This is a genomic window from Bacillus sp. RC242 (assembly GCF_044908245.1).
Classification (GTDB): Bacteria; Bacillota; Bacilli; order Bacillales; family Bacillaceae_G; genus Bacillus_A; species Bacillus_A mycoides.
On record NZ_JBIYCZ010000004.1, the window covers coordinates 21,903 to 40,739 of the forward strand.

Annotated in this window: 18 protein-coding genes and 4 tRNA genes; 21 read left to right on the forward strand and 1 reads right to left on the reverse strand. The window is 36.4% G+C overall.

The genetic code is table 11. The annotated features are described in order from the left end of the window. Positions 1–48 precede the first annotated feature (48 nt). From rpsF to ABH957_RS09305, 21 genes are all read left to right on the forward strand, one after another. Complete coding sequence (gene rpsF / locus ABH957_RS09205; protein WP_001233782.1) at positions 49–339, forward strand: 30S ribosomal protein S6; 291 nt, start codon at positions 49–51, stop codon at positions 337–339. A 26-nt stretch (positions 340–365) separates the two neighbouring features. Further along, on the forward strand, positions 366–878 hold the full coding sequence (gene ssb / locus ABH957_RS09210) for a single-stranded DNA-binding protein (RefSeq protein ID WP_016093691.1): 513 nt from the start codon (positions 366–368) through the stop codon (positions 876–878). Positions 879–922: 44 nt separating this feature from the next. Next, a complete protein-coding gene (gene rpsR, locus ABH957_RS09215; RefSeq protein WP_000918874.1) occupies positions 923–1,156 on the forward strand; it encodes a 30S ribosomal protein S18 in 234 nt (77 codons plus the stop codon). Between the two features lie 79 nt (positions 1,157–1,235). Continuing rightward, positions 1,236–2,171, forward strand: coding sequence for a YybS family protein (locus tag ABH957_RS09220; RefSeq protein ID WP_002016461.1), 936 nt, complete (start codon positions 1,236–1,238; stop codon positions 2,169–2,171). A 78-nt stretch (positions 2,172–2,249) separates the two neighbouring features. Next, positions 2,250–4,223 (forward strand): DHH family phosphoesterase, encoded by a 1,974-nt coding sequence (locus ABH957_RS09225; protein WP_002068737.1) that lies wholly within the window; start codon positions 2,250–2,252, stop codon positions 4,221–4,223. Continuing rightward, positions 4,220–4,666 carry a 50S ribosomal protein L9 gene (gene rplI, locus ABH957_RS09230; protein WP_016096416.1) on the forward strand — a complete coding sequence of 149 codons (447 nt, stop codon included), beginning with the start codon at positions 4,220–4,222 and terminating at the stop codon, positions 4,664–4,666. Before ABH957_RS09225 ends, rplI begins: the two co-directional genes overlap by 4 nt. Before the next feature lie 27 nt (positions 4,667–4,693). Next, on the forward strand, positions 4,694–6,055 hold the full coding sequence (gene dnaB, locus ABH957_RS09235; protein ID WP_002089943.1) for a replicative DNA helicase: 1,362 nt from the start codon (positions 4,694–4,696) through the stop codon (positions 6,053–6,055). 215 nt (positions 6,056–6,270) lie between these two features. Next, complete coding sequence (locus ABH957_RS09240; protein ID WP_002138921.1) at positions 6,271–7,560, forward strand: adenylosuccinate synthase; 1,290 nt, start codon at positions 6,271–6,273, stop codon at positions 7,558–7,560. Between the two features lie 154 nt (positions 7,561–7,714). Then, positions 7,715–7,790 (forward strand) — tRNA-Lys (locus tag ABH957_RS09245). 13 nt (positions 7,791–7,803) lie between these two features. Next, positions 7,804–7,875: transfer RNA gene (locus ABH957_RS09250), tRNA-Glu, on the forward strand. Positions 7,876–7,896: 21 nt separating this feature from the next. Beyond that, positions 7,897–7,972, forward strand: a tRNA-Asp gene (locus ABH957_RS09255). 41 nt (positions 7,973–8,013) lie between these two features. Beyond that, positions 8,014–8,086 (forward strand) — tRNA-Phe (locus ABH957_RS09260). Between the two features lie 282 nt (positions 8,087–8,368). Then, positions 8,369–9,076, forward strand: coding sequence for a cell wall metabolism DNA-binding response regulator WalR (gene walR / locus ABH957_RS09265; protein ID WP_000971867.1), 708 nt, complete (start codon positions 8,369–8,371; stop codon positions 9,074–9,076). A gap of 3 nt (positions 9,077–9,079) precedes the next feature. After that, positions 9,080–10,915, forward strand: coding sequence for a cell wall metabolism sensor histidine kinase WalK (walK, locus tag ABH957_RS09270; protein ID WP_002191368.1), 1,836 nt, complete (start codon positions 9,080–9,082; stop codon positions 10,913–10,915). Then, positions 10,912–12,255 (forward strand): YycH family regulatory protein, encoded by a 1,344-nt coding sequence (locus tag ABH957_RS09275; RefSeq protein ID WP_002191367.1) that lies wholly within the window; start codon positions 10,912–10,914, stop codon positions 12,253–12,255. Before walK ends, ABH957_RS09275 begins: the two co-directional genes overlap by 4 nt. Continuing rightward, a complete protein-coding gene (locus tag ABH957_RS09280; protein ID WP_000383744.1) occupies positions 12,236–13,072 on the forward strand; it encodes a two-component system regulatory protein YycI in 837 nt (278 codons plus the stop codon). Before ABH957_RS09275 ends, ABH957_RS09280 begins: the two co-directional genes overlap by 20 nt. Further along, positions 13,056–13,850 carry an MBL fold metallo-hydrolase gene (locus tag ABH957_RS09285; protein ID WP_002191365.1) on the forward strand — a complete coding sequence of 265 codons (795 nt, stop codon included), beginning with the start codon at positions 13,056–13,058 and terminating at the stop codon, positions 13,848–13,850. Before ABH957_RS09280 ends, ABH957_RS09285 begins: the two co-directional genes overlap by 17 nt. A 63-nt stretch (positions 13,851–13,913) precedes the next feature. Beyond that, a complete protein-coding gene (locus tag ABH957_RS09290; RefSeq protein WP_002191364.1) occupies positions 13,914–15,101 on the forward strand; it encodes a S1C family serine protease in 1,188 nt (395 codons plus the stop codon). 53 nt (positions 15,102–15,154) lie between these two features. Beyond that, a complete protein-coding gene (locus tag ABH957_RS09295; RefSeq protein ID WP_002035001.1) occupies positions 15,155–15,340 on the forward strand; it encodes a CxxH/CxxC protein in 186 nt (61 codons plus the stop codon). 59 nt (positions 15,341–15,399) lie between these two features. Beyond that, the gene (gene rlmH / locus ABH957_RS09300; protein WP_002130178.1) at positions 15,400–15,879 is read left to right on the forward strand and encodes a 23S rRNA (pseudouridine(1915)-N(3))-methyltransferase RlmH; all 480 of its coding nucleotides are present in this window, start codon (positions 15,400–15,402) and stop codon (positions 15,877–15,879) included. Between the two features lie 180 nt (positions 15,880–16,059). Further along, positions 16,060–16,938, forward strand: a complete 879-nt coding sequence (locus ABH957_RS09305; RefSeq protein ID WP_002016446.1) for a radical SAM/SPASM domain-containing protein — start codon at positions 16,060–16,062, stop codon at positions 16,936–16,938. A 36-nt stretch (positions 16,939–16,974) separates the two neighbouring features. Here the strand turns inward: ABH957_RS09305 and pepF are convergent, their stop codons facing one another. Continuing rightward, positions 16,975–18,792, reverse strand: coding sequence for an oligoendopeptidase F (gene pepF, locus ABH957_RS09310; protein WP_404511034.1), 1,818 nt, complete (start codon positions 18,790–18,792; stop codon positions 16,975–16,977). Positions 18,793–18,837: the final 45 nt, after the last annotated feature.

Consider the following 18,837-nt stretch of genomic DNA (forward strand, 5'->3'; position numbering starts at 1 on the left):
CTCCTTGCCCATTATGGGCCGTTTAGACCAAAAGGAGGTGAAAGTGTAATGAGAAAGTACGAAATTATGTACATCATTCGTCCTGGCGTTGAAGAAGAAGCTCAAAAAGCTTTAGTTGAACGTTTTGCAGGTGTTTTAACAAACAATGGTGCAGAAATCATTAACACGAAAGAGTGGGGTAAGCGTCGTTTAGCTTACGAAATCAACGACTTACGTGAAGGTTTCTACATGATCTTAAACGTGAACTCTAACTCAGAGGCGATTAACGAATTCGACCGTTTAGCTAAGATCAACGAAGATATCCTTCGTCATATCGTTGTTAAAGAAGAAGAAAAATAATTGATATATAAGGGAGAGTGGTTCGATTGATGAATCGTGTTATCCTCGTTGGTCGTTTAACTAAGGACCCTGACTTACGTTACACGCCCAATGGTGTTGCAGTAGCTACTTTTACGTTAGCTGTGAATCGCGCATTTGCGAATCAACAAGGTGAGCGTGAAGCTGACTTTATTAATTGTGTAATATGGCGTAAACAAGCAGAAAACGTGGCAAATTATTTGAAAAAAGGTAGCTTAGCAGGCGTAGACGGACGTCTTCAAACTCGTAATTACGATGGACAAGATGGTAAACGTGTATATGTAACAGAAGTTCTTGCGGAGAGCGTACAATTTTTAGAGCCGCGTAATGGCGGTGGGGAGCAACGTGGTTCATTCAATCAGCAACCATCAGGAGCTGGTTTCGGTAACCAAAGCTCTAACCCATTTGGTCAATCTAGTAATTCAGGTAACCAAGGTAACTCTGGATTTACGAAGAATGACGACCCATTTTCGAATGTTGGTCAACCGATTGACATTTCGGACGACGATTTACCATTTTAATGGTGTGAATCGGCTATTTTTAACAAAGAATGGAGGGAATAGACATGGCAGGACGCAAAGGTGGACGTGCGAAGCGTCGTAAGGTGTGTTTCTTCACATCTAACGGCATCACTCGCATTGACTATAAAGATGTTGATTTATTAAAACGTTTCGTTTCTGAGCGCGGTAAAATTTTACCTCGTCGTGTAACAGGAACAAGCGCGAAATACCAACGCAAACTTACAGTTGCAATTAAACGTGCTCGTCAAATGGCACTTTTACCATATGTTGGTGAATAATAGCGTATGAAATGCACAGTAGAGTCGGACTCTACTGTGCATTTTGCTATGCTTTTCTTTTTGAAAGAGAGGTTAAAATGTGAAACAAGCAAGGTTTATTACCGAAGGCGCAGCGTTATTGGCTGTATATGCAATGTTATTGCTCATATCTATGTATGTTCCGATTTTGGGTACAGTTGTAACATTTGTATTGCCGTTACCATTTATATTGTTAACGATAAAATATGGTGTACCTAATGCCTTTGTGATTTTTACAGCAGCATTTTTCATTGCTGTTATTGTGGGTCAACCAATAGGTCTAGTAAAGACAATTATGTTTGGGTGTACGGGTATTGTTTTAGGATACATGTATAAAAAACAAAGAAAGCCGTTGGAAATTTTGATAGCAGGGACACTTGCATACTTAATCGGTATTATGCTCATTTATGTTGTGAGTATAAAATTTTTCAACATAGATTTAATACAGAAAATGCAAAATATGTTTAGTGAAAGTGTAGTACAAAGTGAAAAGATAGCAAATGCTGCTGGTATGCAGGTTAGTAAGAAACAAAAAGATTTATTCGCACAAATGAATGATATATTACAAACGATACTCCCGAGTATACTTGTAATGGTTTCTGTGTGTCTTTCTTGGATTACGGTTATGATATCAGGTAGTGTTTTGAAAAAGTTAAAGCATGAAGTAACACTTTGGCCTAAATTTAAAGACATACAATTGCCAAAGAGTATTATTTGGTATTACGTCATATTTATTCTGTTAGCAACTTTTATAAAGGTAGAACCAACATCATATTTACATATGGTATTTTCTAACCTATATGTAATCTTTGCACTATTGCTCGTACTGCAAGGTCTGACATTTATCGCCTTTTTAGCACATAGAAAAGGATTTACTAAAGGTGTTCCTATTATTAGTTTTATTGTCTGCATGTTTATTCCGATGATGTTTCCTCTTGTGACAATCTTAGGTATAATTGATTTAGGGATTTCATTGCGTTCTAAAATAGGGGAATAAAATAATATTCCTTACACTATTTTAATTTGTTTAACTAACTGGAAAGTGAGTTAGTTTTACTTTATAGGAGTTGTATACATGCCTGAATTTTATAAGAAACAGTGGTTTTTATATCCTGTTTACGTATTGGCATTTTTTGTGTTGGTGCTAATCTCGATTCTCTGTTATTTTCACTTAATTATGGGGATAGCTGCCTTTTTTATTTTTAGCATCGTTTTCTTTTTAGTTATACGATTTGAACTTAACTTTCAAAGGAATTTTGAAAAGTATACGACAGATATGATTACTAGGGTAAAAAAAGTGAGTAACGAAGCATTCAACCAGATGCCAATCGGTATATTGTTATACAATAAGGAGTATGGGATTGATTGGGCAAATCCTTACTTGTCTTCATGTTTGGGGCAACACGCATTAGCTGGGTGGCATCTGTACGATGTATCAGAAACATTACTCCTTTTTATTAAAGGAGAGACTTCTGACGATATAGTATCTTTAAATAGTCGAAAGTTCCGTGTGTTTGTAAGGAAAGAAGAAAAACTAATTTATTTTTTTGATGTAACTGAGCAAACAGAGATTGAAAAAATGTATGAGGATCAGCGCACCGTTTTAGCTGTTATTTATTTAGATAATTATGATGAAGTTACACAAGGGTTAGATGATCAATTACGCACGAATATAACAAGTCTTGTGACGTCACGTCTAAATGAATGGGCTGTTAAGTATGGTGCATATTTGAAACGTGCATCTTCAGAAAGATTCTTCGTTGTACTAAATGAAAGTATTTTAGCACAAATGGAGAAAGGGAAATTTAGTATTTTGGATCAAGTGCGTGAAGAAACATCAAAAAGGAATATACCACTTACGCTAAGTGTTGGTGTTGGCTCGGGTGATTTACCTTTATCGGAGCTTGGAGCGATGGCTCAATCTGGTTTAGACCTTGCATTAGGACGAGGAGGAGACCAAGTAGCTATAAAACAAGCGACGGGTAAAGTTAAGTTTTACGGTGGCAAGACGAATCCGGTCGAAAAGCGTACTCGTGTACGTGCTAGAGTTATTTCACATGCATTAAAGGATTTAGTATTAGAAAGCAGTAATGTCATTATAATGGGGCATAGAGCTCCTGATATGGATGCGATTGGTGCAGCGATTGGTATTTTAAAGGTAGCTCAATTAAATGAGCGCAAAGGATATATTGTATTAGATGAAAATGATTCTGATAAAGGAATCAAACGTTTGATGGACAAAGTGAAACAAAATGAAGAGTTATGGTCACATTTTATTTCACCAGGGCAAGCGATGGAATTTGCAAACGATGATTCATTACTTGTTGTTGTTGACACGCATAAACCTTCAATGGTGATGGAGGAAAAACTGTTACACAAGATTGAAAATGTAGTAGTTATTGACCATCATCGCCGCGGGGAAGATTTCATTGAAGATCCATTACTTGTTTATATGGAGCCATACGCTTCTTCAACGGCAGAGCTTGTTACAGAATTACTTGAGTATCAACCGAAAAATTTAAAGATGACAATGTTAGAAGCAACGGCATTGTTAGCTGGTATTATTGTTGATACGAAAAGTTTTACATTCCGTACAGGCGCTCGTACATTTGATGCCGCTTCTTATTTACGCTCGCATGGCGCAGACACTGTACTTGTACAAGAACTTTTAAAAGAAGATATGGGTCAGTATTTACGAGTTGCAAAAGCCATTAAAAATGCGTACATTTATAAAAATGGAATTGCGATTGCTAAAGTTGATGGTGATGAATATTATGACCAAGTACTTATTGCACAATCAGCAGACACATTATTGACAATGACAGGTATCATTGCATCGTTTGTTATTGCAAAACGTGGAGAAAATTTCATTGGAATTAGTGGTAGATCTTTAGGTGAATTGAATGTACAGCTAATTATGGAGAATTTAGGAGGTGGCGGGCACTTAACAAATGCAGCCACACAAATGAAAAATGTTACAGTAGATGAAGCGGAGGAGAAGCTTCGATTTGTTATTGATGACTATTTACAGGGAGGCACACAATCATGAAAGTAATTTTTCTAAAAGACGTAAAAGGTAAAGGTAAAAAAGGAGAAATAAAAAACGTACCAGACGGTTATGCAAATAATTTCTTACTAAAACAGGGGTTAGCTGCCGAAGCGACAAACAGCAGTATGAAAACTTTAGATGCTCAAAAGCGCAAAGAGGAAAAAGATGCAGCAGCAGAAGTTGAGAATGCAAAAGAGCTGAAAGAAACATTAGAGAAATTAACTGTAGAAGTAAAGGCGAAATCTGGAGAAGGTGGCCGCTTATTTGGTTCTATCACGAGTAAACAAATTGTAGATGTAATGCAAAAGTCACACAAGATTAAACTTGATAAACGTAAATTTGAAATGGATGATGCAATCCGTGCATTAGGTTATACAAACGTCACTGTGAAATTGCATCCGCAAGTAACAGCAACAGTAAAAGTTCATGTTAGTGAACAATAAAAATAAATTAAGCAAGGAGGATTGCGCATGAGTGATGTAATGGCTGATCGTACCCCTCCGCATAATATAGAAGCAGAGCAGGCGGTTTTAGGGGCTATATTGATTGATCAAGATGCATTAACGTCAGCATCAGAGCTGTTGCTACCTGACTCGTTCTATCGAACGAAACATCAAAAGATTTTTGAAGTCATGCTTGGGTTGTCTGATAAGGGAGAACCAATCGACTTAGTAATAATGACATCAGCGATGGCTGATCAAGGATTACTAGAAGAAGTTGGTGGGGTTTCTTATCTAGCAGAGTTAGCAGAAGTTGTTCCAACAGCTGCTAACGTAGAATATTATGCACGCATCATCGCTGAAAAGGCACTTTTACGTCGTTTAATTCGAACGGCGACTCATATTGTATCGGATGGATACGAGCGAGAAGATGATGTGGATGGCCTTTTAAATGAGGCTGAGAAAAAAATATTAGAAGTATCTCACCAAACAAATGCAAAAGCATTCCAAAACATTAAAGATGTTCTTGTAGATGCTTATGATAAAATTGAACTTTTGCATAATCAAAAGGGTGAAGTTACCGGGATACCAACTGGATTTACTGAATTAGATAAGATGACCGCAGGTTTTCAGCGAAATGATTTAATCATCGTGGCGGCGCGTCCATCGGTAGGGAAAACTGCATTTTCATTAAATATCGCACAAAACGTAGCGACGAAAACTGATGAAAATGTAGCGATTTTTAGTTTGGAGATGGGCTCTGATCAGCTTGTTATGCGTATGCTTTGTGCGGAAGGAAATATTGATGCGCAAAGACTTCGTACCGGTTCATTAACTTCTGATGATTGGGCGAAATTAACAATGGCGATGGGTAGCCTTTCTAATGCTGGTATATATATTGATGATACACCAGGGATTAAAGTAAATGAGATTCGAGCAAAATGTCGTAGATTAAAGCAAGAACAAGGTCTTGGGATGGTTTTGATTGACTATTTACAGCTTATTCAAGGAAGTGGGAAATCAGGAGAAAACCGTCAGCAGGAAGTATCTGAGATTTCTCGTACATTAAAAGGGATTGCACGTGAATTGCAAGTACCTGTTATCGCCTTGTCGCAGTTATCTCGTGGTGTAGAATCTCGTCAAGATAAACGTCCGATGATGTCTGACATTCGTGAATCAGGAAGTATCGAGCAGGATGCTGACATTGTAGCCTTCCTATATCGTGAAGATTACTATGATCGTGAAACAGAAAATAAAAATACAATTGAAATTATCATTGCAAAACAACGTAATGGTCCGGTAGGTTCAGTAGAGCTTGCGTTTGTTAAGGAATTTAATAAATTCGTCAACTTAGAACGCCGCTTTGAGGATGGACATGCACCGCACGCATAAAGGCAGTATAAAAAAGAAACGCATTTCTTATAATAAGATGTGTTTCTTTTTTTTTATATGAAAGATAGGGCTTTCATAAGGTGAATATGTAATTCTTACGAACGAAAACGTTTTTCTATAAAAAAATGTTCGCTTTTTGGTTGACTTCTCTTTCTGTTTTGGTACAATTATATTGTTTGAATAGATCGTTTGAAAATTGCGGAGGTGCTTTAATAATGTCTTCAGTAGTAGTTGTAGGAACACAATGGGGCGACGAAGGAAAAGGTAAAATCACTGATTTTCTTTCTGAGCATGCGGAAGTAGTTGCAAGATATCAAGGTGGAAATAACGCGGGACATACAATTGTTTTCGGCGGAGTTAAATATAAATTACACTTAATTCCATCTGGTATTTTCTATAAAGAGAAAATTTGTGTAATCGGAAACGGCTTAGTAGTAGATCCGAAAGCATTACTTGAAGAGTTAAAATACTTACACGATCGTGGTGTAAGTACTGATAATTTACGTGTAAGTAACCGTGCGCACGTTATTTTACCTTATCACTTAAAACAAGATGAGTTAGAAGAAGCGAGTAAAGGTGATAACAAGATCGGTACAACCAAAAAAGGTATCGGTCCTGCATATATGGATAAAGCTGCTCGTATTGGTATCCGTATGGCTGATCTTTTAGACCGTGAAGCATTTAAAGAGAAGCTTGAGCGCAATTTAGTGGAAAAAAATCGTTTATTTGAAAAAATGTACGATACAGAAGGTTTCAGCGTAGAAGAAATCTTTGAAGAGTACTTCGAATACGGACAACAAATCGCACAGTATGTATGCGATACATCTGTCGTATTAAATGATGCACTAGATAACAATCATCGTGTATTATTTGAAGGTGCACAAGGTGTTATGCTTGATATCGACCACGGTACGTATCCATTCGTTACATCTTCTAACCCAATTGCTGGTGGTGTAACAGTTGGAACTGGAGTTGGTCCTGCGAAAGTTACTCGCGTTGTAGGTGTATGTAAAGCATATACAAGCCGTGTAGGTGATGGTCCATTCCCTACGGAACTTAATGATGAAATCGGTCATCAAATTCGTGAAGTTGGTCGTGAATACGGAACAACAACTGGTCGTCCACGCCGTGTAGGTTGGTTCGATAGCGTTGTTGTAAGACATGCACGTCGCGTTAGTGGTTTAACAGACTTATCATTAAACTCTATCGATGTATTAACAGGTATCCCAACTCTTAAAATTTGTGTTGCTTACAAATACAATGGCGAAGTTATCGATGAAGTTCCAGCTAACTTAAACATTTTAGCGAAATGTGAGCCTGTATATGAAGAGCTTCCAGGTTGGACAGAAGATGTTACTGCTATGAAATCATTGGATGAACTTCCTGAAAATGCAAGAAAATACGTAGAGCGTGTTTCTGAATTAACAGGAATCCAATTATCTATGTTCTCGGTTGGACCAGATCGTAATCAAACAAATATCGTTCGTAATGTATACGAAGCTTAATTGATATAAAAAATTGATTTTTTTAAGAAAAAACTCATATTTTTATGAGTTTTTTCTTATTTTTTATAAAAAAATAAAAAAAGGTATTGCAAAAATGAAAGATAGCATGTTATGATATGTCTTGTCGTCACGAAAATATGACGTTGGTGAGTATGAGCCATTAGCTCAGTTGGTAGAGCATCTGACTTTTAATCAGAGGGTCGAAGGTTCGAATCCTTCATGGCTCACCATTTTATTTTTCGTGGCCCGTTGGTCAAGTGGTTAAGACACCGCCCTTTCACGGCGGTAACACGGGTTCGAATCCCGTACGGGTCATGTTTTTTTATGTTCATTTTTGGTCCCGTGGTGTAGTGGTTAACATGCCTGCCTGTCACGCAGGAGATCGCCGGTTCGACCCCGGTCGGGACCGCCACTTTTGTTTATACCACCATTAGTGGTTTTATATATAGTTTTGGCTCGGTAGCTCAGTCGGTAGAGCAGAGGACTGAAAATCCTCGTGTCGGCGGTTCGATTCCGTCCCGAGCCACTCTCAGGATATTAAGTGGGCCCACTTAATATCCTTTTTATTTTGTCCAGTTTTACAAATGTGGGTAGTTATTTTACAATAGAATGAGGAGCCTCTAGCAGTTGAAGCTAGAGGTTTTTCTATAGATCGTATAGGATTCCGTGTAAAAGTGGATGATACATGAGTCTATGAGAATAGAGGAGAAATACTTAGACTAAGATTGTTGTCATATAGGAACATACTATAGAAACACCAATATGTTTGAGGATTATTGATCATATTTTTATAAGGAGGAAATAGACGATGATGGGAAAGAAAATTTTAGTAGTTGATGATGAAAAGCCAATTGCGGATATTTTGAAGTTCAACCTAGAAAAAGAAGGTTTTGAAATTGTAATGGCGCATGATGGTGATGAAGCGATTGAAAAAGCAAATGAAGAACAGCCAGATATGGTTTTATTAGATATTATGTTACCGGGAAAAGACGGTTTAGAGGTATGTCGTGAAATACGTAAAAGCTCAGAAATGCCAATTATTATGCTTACAGCAAAAGACTCTGAAATTGATAAAGTATTAGGGCTTGAGCTTGGGGCAGATGATTATGTAACGAAGCCATTTAGTACGAGGGAGTTACTTGCTCGTGTGAAAGCAAATTTACGTCGCCATCAGCAGGGTGGTGCTGCAGAGAAAGAAGAAAATACCGAAATGGTTATTGGACCAATCGTTATCAATTCGAACGCTTATAGTGTAACGAAGCGTGAAGAAAGCATTGAGCTTACACATCGTGAATTTGAATTACTACATTATTTAGCAAAGCATTTAGGTCAAGTTATGACTCGTGAACATTTATTACAAACAGTTTGGGGTTATGATTATTTTGGAGATGTACGTACAGTAGACGTAACAGTACGTCGTTTACGCGAAAAAATTGAAGATAATCCAAGTCATCCTACTTTAATTGTAACTAGACGTGGGGTAGGGTATTACTTGCGTGACCCAGAACAGGAATAGTATATGAAGAAAGTTGGTTTTTTTCAATCTATTCATTTAAAATTTGTGCTCATATATATGCTGTTAATATTAATAGCAATGCAAGTAATTGGTGTATATTTCGTTAGGGAATTAGAAAAAAGCCTTGTAAAAGGTTTTCAAGATTCCTTAACGCAGCAAACAAATTTACTTTCTTATAACCTGAAGCAAGAGTTTGTAAAAGAGCGTCCTAAAGCAGAATCAGTAGATAAAGCTATTAATGATTCGATTCAAAAACTTGCATCGGATCGTAAGAAAGATATTCAAGAAATAAGTGTAATTGATTCTACTAAAAAATTAATGGCAATTTCAGACGCGTCTAAGCAAAATAAAGTAGGACGAACGTCAGCAGACACAGCTGTACAACGGGTAATGGTACAAAAAAAACCAGAGTCAAAGGTTGAGAAAGACGTGAAAACAGGTCATCGGGTTCAAGTGATGATTACTCCTATTCTAAAAGAGCAAGAAGGAGAGGTACTTGGCGTCATTCGTATTGTTGCATCTATGGAAGATGTGTATAAACAAATGAAAGATATAAACCAAATTTTCGCGACGGGGACAGTAATTGCTTTACTAGTAACAGCTGTACTTGGGATTTTGTTGGCTCAAACAATTACAAGACCAATTTCAGATATGCGGAGACAAGCAATTGAAATGGCAAAAGGAAATTATTCGAGAAAAGTAAAAGTGCATAGCCATGATGAAATTGGACAACTAGCATTATCTTTCAATAATTTATCAAAAAAATTACAACAAGCCCGCTCTTCAACAGAGAGTGAAAGGCGCAAACTATCATCTGTTTTATCACATATGACAGATGGAGTAATTGCTACTGATCGAAAAGGTGACATCATTTTATTAAATGATCCTGCGGAAAAAATGTTAAATGTTTCGCGTGAAACGGCATTAGATCAATCTGTCTTAGAAGTGTTAGGGATACAAGAAGAATTTACGCTGGATCATTTATATGAAGAACCTGATTCAGTTTTATTAGATTTTAGTACGAGGAATGAACCATATATTTTACGTGCTAGTTTCTCTGTCATTCAAAAAGAAACAGGGAAGGCAAATGGTTTAATTGCTGTATTATATGATGTAACGGAGCAGGAGCGTATAGAGCGAGAGCGTCGTGAGTTTGTTGCGAACGTATCTCATGAGCTAAGAACACCGTTAACAACGATGCGCAGTTACTTAGAAGCACTTACGGATGGGGCATGGCAAGATCCGAATATCGCACCGCAATTTTTAACGGTTACACAAGAAGAAACAGAAAGAATGATTAGACTTGTAAATGCGTTGTTACAACTATCTAAACTAGATAGTACAGAACATCGCTTAATGAAGGAATGGGTCGACTTTACTGATTTCTTTAATAACGTTATCGATCGCTTTGAAATGTCTAAAGAGCAAAATGTAAGCTTCAAACGATCTTTCTCTAAAAAATCTCGATTTATTGATATGGATACAGACAAAATTACACAAGTTTTATATAACATTATTTCCAATGCATTAAAATATTCGCCAGAAGGTGGCACAGTAACATATCGCCTGCGTGACCGTGGTGAGTTATTAGAAATTAGTGTGAGTGATCAAGGAATGGGTATCCCGAAGGAAAATGTAGATAAAATATTTGAACGTTTTTACCGTGTAGATAAAGCGCGTTCGAGACAAATGGGTGGTACAGGTCTTGGATTAGCCATTGCGAAAGAAATGATTGAGGCACACGGCGGCTCAATTTGGGCGAAAAGTGAGGAAGGAAAAGGAACAACTATTTATTTCACACTGCCAATGGCAACTGATGAAGAGGACGATTGGGAATGAGTATGGAAAACTTTAAAACAATAGTTTTAATTAATTTAGTTGTTATTAGCCTATTTCTTACTTTTAACTTATGGACATATGTTCCTGATTCTACCTCGATACAAAATGCAAAATTTGTTCAAGGTAATGAAGAGATAAATCCAATAAAACTTTCGGAGGTTGTTCGCCCATCCTCTGTAATCGTTCATAAAGAGAAAAATCATTATGTGAGTGAAAACAAGAGTAATGTGGATTTAATTTATAGAATTCTTGAAAATGGAGAGTTACATGATTTAAAGGAAATAACAGGGACAGTTCCTAAAGGTGATTTTCTTTCGTATGTACATGGAGAAGAAAAAATTGAATTTGTTTTTCCTACAAACATTCCACTGGGTACGATTAAAAGTATGTTTAATTTTAAAGATAAAAACATAGAAGGTAATAGGAGTTTCAATCGTATTATAATTGACCCTTCTCGAAGTAAGGACCAAGAAATTAAAATTAGTTTTGTTTCCTATGATACTTATCCTTATCGTAAAATATATGAAGCAAAATTGAGTGGTGTTTACGTAAAGGATGTTATAAATGCTCAAAATCAACTTATAACAGTAGCGAGACCGTATTTTGAATATCAAATAAGTGATAGAAAAAAACTTTACTTACCAGATGGAATTACGGAATTAAGTGAGGTAGAGTATTTTGGAGCTAGGTTAGATGAGGATACATTTAAAAATGCATTATTTAGTGATCCACGTTATTTAAGCCCTATTTCTGAGAAATCAAAGAAAACATTTACAGATGGTATACGTTCTATGGAAATTGATCAGTCAAATGCAATGTTGAAATATAAAAACTCCGCTGTACATAGTGATGAATCTATGGATAATGCAGCACTTTTACAAAAAAGTTTTGACTTTGTAAGTGGGCATAGTGGTGCGTTAAAGCTCTATCGTTTTGATTATATTAATAAGGGGAAAACGTCCTTCCGTTTTTATGAGGATGGGTTGCCTGTATTTAATAGCGATGGAATGGCGGAATTAAAGCAAGCATGGGGTTCAGGTGAAATCATGCAGTATGAAAGATCCTTTTTTGATCCAAGTTTCAAATTACCTAGAAAACAACTAACAACTTCTCTCGCATCGGGTCGTACAGTGATGACATCATTAGAGAATAATCCGCAAATTGATAAAAATTCAATTCAGGATGTTGGAATTGGTTATAAGTTATCATTGGAAGATTCCATTAACGAAGGAAAAAACATTATTTTAAAGCCAATATGGTATGTAAAATGTGAAGAAAATGGTAAGCAAAAAATATTTGAATGGAGTGAGGGGGGACTAAATGGATTGGGATCGAATTAAAACCATATTTATTGTGACCTTTTTTGTTTTAGATCTCTTTCTTATCTTTCAGTTCATTCAAAAGCAAGATAGTAATCAATTGGAACTTGTGACAGAAACAAAAATTGATCAACAATTAAAAGAGTCTAAAATTACTATGGGAAGTTTTCCTAAAGAGCCGAAAAAAGAGTCGTTTATTATGGCGAAAAATAAAAGCTTTAAGGAAGAAGATGTGCAGTCTTTAAAAAATCAAACAGTGCATCTGCAAGAAGAATATAAGATAGAAAGTAAGTTGAAAGAACCATTTTTAAATGCAAAATCGTTATCAAAGGACAAGTATAATGATTTCTTAAAAAACTACGTGCTTGATGGGCAGAAATACGAGTTTGGGGCAATGAAAGATTCAAAAATTTATTTCTTTCAAAAGTATAAGGATAAGCCGATTTTCTACAACAATCATGCAATGATTGTTGTAGATTTGAATGAAAAAAATGAGCTTGTTTCGTATACACAAACAATGTTAACGGATTTGAAGGAAATGGGCGAAAGTGAAAAAACGAAAGAACAAGAAATTATCACTGCTCAAACAGCTTTAGAAAATATATATGTAAAAAATAAAATTGCAGAAAATACGCACGTGAAAGAGGCGCAGATTGGATATGCGACTCTAGCTGAATCTTCTTCTAATATACAAGTGCTTGCTCCAACGTGGAACTTAAAGACAGAGCAGAAAAAGGACTATTTTGTGAATGCAATTGAAGGACAAGTTATGGAATTAGGGGAAACTCAAGTGCCGGAAGAACATAATGGAGTGAGAAAGAATGAGTATGCACTTTAGTGTACTTGCAAGTGGAAGTACAGGGAATATGCTATATGTAGGAACAGATGAAAAAAAATTGCTCGTCGATGCAGGTTTAAGTGGTAAAGCTACAGAGGCCTTATTTAAGCAAGCTGAACTGAATATAAATGACATATCAGGTATTCTTGTAACGCATGAGCATAGTGACCACATTAAAGGATTAGGTGTATTGGCGCGTAAATATGATTTACCTGTTTATGCGAACGAGAAAACATGGAATGCAATGGAACATTTAATAGGTAATATCCCAACTGATCAAAAATTCATTTTCTCAGTAGGAGACGTGAAAACATTTGGAGATATTGAAGTTGAATCATTTGGTGTTTCTCACGATGCGGCAGAACCGATGTTTTATGCTTTTCATAACAATAATAGAAAGTTAGCTCTTATTACAGATACGGGCTACGTAAGTGACCGTATGAAAGGTGTTATTAAGGGAGCGAATGCTTTCGTGTTTGAAAGCAATCATGATGTGGAAATGCTTCGTATGGGACGTTATCCATGGAGCATTAAACGACGCATATTAAGTGATGTAGGTCACGTTTGTAATGAGGATGCTGCATTAGCGATGGCGGATGTTATTACAGACGATACAAAACACATTTATTTAGCGCATTTAAGCTTAGATAATAACATGAAAGAATTAGCGCGTATGTCTGTATCACAAGTATTAGAAGAAAAAGGTTTTGGGGTTGGAGAATCCTTTGAAATACATGATACAGATCCAAAAATGCCTACGAAAATTCAATACGTATAATTCTTCATTTTAGTAAACAATAAAGGTGAATATAGTTGTTTTCAGGAAGATAGGTGAACAAATATGTCCTTTATTGATGAAGAAAAATATCGTATTAAACGTGCAGGGAAAAAGAAACATAAAGGTATTGTTATTTCTAGTATAGCGGGAACAATTGTAGGGGCTTCATTATTTGCATTTGGAGCGCCTTTATTTTCAAATGATGAAGGTAAGCTTCCGCAAGTTGAAGCGAGTGAAAAAAATATGGCTGAAGCTCAAAGTGGAAATGTTCCTGTTAAACAGATTAGCTTTGTAGACGCTGTTGATCGTGCTTCAGAGGCTGTTGTTGGTGTTATTAATATTCAACGAGACGATTTTTCAGAGGCTGATTCGGAAGCTGGTACAGGATCTGGTGTGATTTATAAGAAAACAGATGGACATGCGTATATTGTAACGAATAACCACGTTGTTGCTGGGGCGAATCGTATTGAAGTGAGCTTAAGTGACGGTAAGAAAATTCCAGGTAAAGTATTAGGAACCGATGTAGTCACTGATTTAGCGGTACTAGAAATAGATGCGAAGTATGTGAAGAAAGTGATTGAAATTGGCGATTCTAATACCGTTCGTAGAGGAGAACCAGTTATTGCGATTGGAAATCCACTTGGGCTACAATTTTCCGGAACTGTCACACAAGGTATTATTTCGGCTAATGAGCGTATTGTTCCTGTAGATTTAAATCAAGATGGACATTACGATTGGCAAGTAGAAGTATTGCAAACAGATGCGGCAATTAATCCAGGTAATAGTGGTGGAGCGCTTGTAAATGTAGCGGGACAATTAATAGGTATTAACTCAATGAAAATTGCAGCAAAAGAAGTAGAAGGAATTGGACTAGCTATTCCAGTTACGAGAGCTGTTCCTATTATGAATGAACTAGAAAAGTACGGTAAAGTAAAAAGACCTTACGTTGGGATTGAACTAAGGTCTTTAAACGAGATTCCGAGTTACTATTGGTCAAAAACGTTACGATTACCAGATAACGTAAAAGAAGGAGTCTGCATTTTAGATGTGAAAAGTCCTTCGCCAGGTACGGATGCGGGTCTTAGAGAACATGATGTTATTGTGGCGGTAGATGGAAAAGCGGTGCACGATATTATTGGGTTCCGCACGGCCTTATATAATAAAAAAATTAATGATAAAATGACTCTTACGTTTTATCGTGGTACAAAACGAGCGACAACAACGGTGAAATTAGGCATTCAAAAGTATTAAAAACAGGAGGGCCTACCTCCTGTTTTCTATTGTAGAAAAGTGAGGTGAAGAATATGAATTTACCTTGTTGTTTAGAACATGTTGAATTAGCATTAGATATCATTGTGGATGAGTGTGAAGTCGCACCGGTTATTAACAATGTGGATAACTCTAAAGAAGAGAAAAAAACATGTGAATTTTGTCAAAATGAGGCGACATATGTTGTATCGAACACAGATTCTCACACAATATGTGGGTAACATTTGTGGATATGTGGATAAGTCCTGTGGATAACGTGTTTGTAAGGTGGGGAATAAATGTGAATATCTCGATTATTTCAATTGGGAAATTAAAAGAAAAGTACTTAAAACAAGGTATAGCAGAATATTTAAAACGATTATCTTCTTACGCAAAAGTAGAAGTAATTGAATTGCCAGATGAAAAGGCACCAGAAAATTTAAGTGCAGCAGAAATGTTAATTGTAAAAGAAAAAGAAGGTATTCGTATACTAGATAAAATTTCTGATGATACGCACGTCATTGCATTAGCAATAGAAGGAAAGCAAAAATCATCAGAAGAATTTGCGGTAAGTATAGATCGCCTTGCTACATATGGAAAGAGCAAGATCACATTTGTAATTGGCGGATCACTGGGGCTTAGTTCGGAAGTAATGAAGCGTTCAAACGAATCTCTTTCTTTCTCAAAGATGACATTACCACATCAATTAATGCGATTAGTATTGCTTGAGCAGGTGTATAGAGCGTTTCGGATTAATCGTGGTGAACCGTATCATAAATAAATTTTTCATTTGTATATAAAGAGTAAAAAAGACCATTGGACAAAAATCACCGATGGTCTTTTAAACATTAATAGATGGTATGTAGATTTCCTAAAATAAGTATGTTTCTATTTCTAAAAAAATATGCTGTAATATGAAGAGGGAAAAAGTATAAGTAGTCATAGAAGTGAGGAATTAAAGGTGAAGAAGTTTAAGAAGTTTTACTTGGAGATTACGAGTGTATGTAATCTCGCGTGCAGCTTTTGTCCGCCGACGGAAAGGCAGAAGCAATTCATTTCTGTAGAGGATTTTGCTAAAAGATTAGACCAAATTAAACCTCACACAGACTACATTTATTTGCACGTGAAGGGTGAGCCGTTGCTCCATCCGAAAATAGATCAACTATTAGATTTAAGCCATGAAAAAGGGTTTAAAGTTAATATTACAACGAACGGAACGTTAATTAATAAGAGAAGGCATAGACTGTTAAATAAGCCTGCGTTAAGACAAATGAATTTTTCACTGCACAGTTTTGATGGACACCCAGGTTCGCAAGATAAAGAGGGCTATGTAAGGAGTATACTTTCTTTCATTAGAGAGGCAACAAGTCAATCGGACTTAATCGTTTCACTAAGATTATGGAATTTAACTCAGGATAATAAAACAAATGCTGAAATCCAAAAAAATAGGGATTTATTATCTATAATTGAAAATGAGTTTGATCTATCTTATCAAATTGAAGAGAAGCTTACACCGGGAAAAGGTATAAAAATTGCGGAACGTGTCTTTATTAATCAAGACTATGAATTCCAGTGGCCGGCATTGCATGAAGAAGAGGATGATGGAAAAGGATTCTGTCATGGTCTTCGAAATCAGGCTGGAATCTTAGCGAACGGAACTGTTATTCCTTGTTGTCTAGATGGTGAGGGAATTATTAATCTTGGAAATATTAATAATGATTCATTCTCTAATATTATTGAAGGCGAAAGAGCGAACAATATTGTAGATGGATTTTCGAAAAGGGTTGCAGTAGAAGAACTATGTAGAAAGTGCGGATACCGCAAAAGATTTGGAAAGTAAATATAGAATAAGCCCTCATAAAGCGAGGGCTTATTTTTATTCTTGATAAGAACGTTCTAATTCATCAATTAAGGAACCTACGTAAGAAACAGCTTTACGGATTGTATCTGGTTTTGACATGTCTACTCCAGCGTGTTTCATTAATTCAAGTGGTTTCATTGTACCGCCTGCACGGAGTACATCAAGCCAGCGATCAACAGCAGGTTGTCCCTCTTCTTTAATCATTTGAGCTACAGCGGTAGAAGCAGTTAGTCCCGCAGAATATGTGTAAGAATATAAGCCTATATAATAGTGAGGTTGACGCATCCATGTTAAACCGGCGCCTTCATCAATTTCTACGGAATCTCCCCAGAATGTCGAAAGGACCTTCGTTTTTATTTCAGTTAAAGTTGTAGCTGTGAGTGCTTGCCCTTCTTCTGCTAGAGCGTATACTCTTCTTTGATATTCTCCCTCAAGTAGATGGGTAACGAAGTTGTGGTAATATGTGCCGAGTAGTTGCAGAATAACCCATCTGCGCATTCTCTTATCTTCAGTAGTCGCAAGTAAATGCTGGGCTAATAGTAATTCATTCATTGTTGATGGAGCTTCAACGAAGTACATAGATGGACGCACATTCATAATACGCTGATTTTTATTTGCTAAATAAAAATGACCAGCATGTCCAAATTCATGAGCTAATGTGAAACACCCGCGCATCGTACCCTGCCATGTAATTAAAATATAAGGGTGAGAACCGTATGGGCTAGAGCAGAAGGCACCTGTTGATTTTCCTACGTTATCTGCAAGGTCTACCCATCTTTCTTTGAAGCCCTTTTCGATAATGGAACTATATTCATTTCCTAATACTTTTAAAGAATCTTGAATGAGTTTGCCAGCTTCTTCGTAAGTGATTGTTGGATTAAATTCAGGATCTAACGGTGCATGTAAGTCACAGAAAAGCATTTGATCAAGCCCTAATACATTCTTTTTTAAATCTGCAAAACGGCGCATATGAGGCGCTAATTCATTATAAATAATATCTAGTTGGTTGTTATACATTTCAAGTGGAACTTTTTGAGGCTCTAAAAGCATATGGGTAACGGACTCGTACTTGCGCAAACGAGAAAGCGCCACTTGTTTTTTTACCTCAGTAGCATATGTTGTTGCAACTGTATTTTTATATCGTTTCAATGTGGAAACAAATGATGAATATGCTTTTTTACGTATATATGCGCTTGGAGAAAATTCATATTTGCTTTCGAATAATGCAAACGATACAGGCAAATCATTTCCCTGTTCATCTTGTATAGAAAGGAAATCCATATCGGCTAATTTAGTCATGCCGTAAATTTTGTAGGGTGAACTATGAACTTCGCCGAGTGCAGCAAGAGCTTCTTCTGTTTCAGGAGAGAGAGTGTGCTGCCTCTTTTTGAGTATCTCTAGTAATGATTTACGGAAAGGTTCAAGTTTTATTTCCTCAGTTAAATATTTTTCAATTATTCCCTCCTCAAATGAGAGAATTTCGTTATGAATAAAGGATAGTGCGGTATGTACATTCGTTCCTAGAGCGGAAATTTTGGAAGAGTTCGCTTGAATAACTGAATCTGTACGATCAGCGGATTCTTTTAAATTTGCATATGCGCCGAGTTTTGTTAACTTCATTAAAAGTTCTTCTTCTAAAAGTAGGCAATTTAATAAGGTAGCGGGGCTAGTGTGTAATTGTCCTTTAAATGCATCAAGTTTTTTTATATCGTCTGTTAATACACGTAATGCAGTTTCCCACTCTTTATCAGATTCGTATAAATCAGAAAGGTCCCATGTCAATTCAGTAGAGACTTCCGCGCGAATAAGGCGTTCCTCAATTACATTTTTCATTTGTTATATCCCCCTTATTATAAGTATCTAAAAACATGATACTAG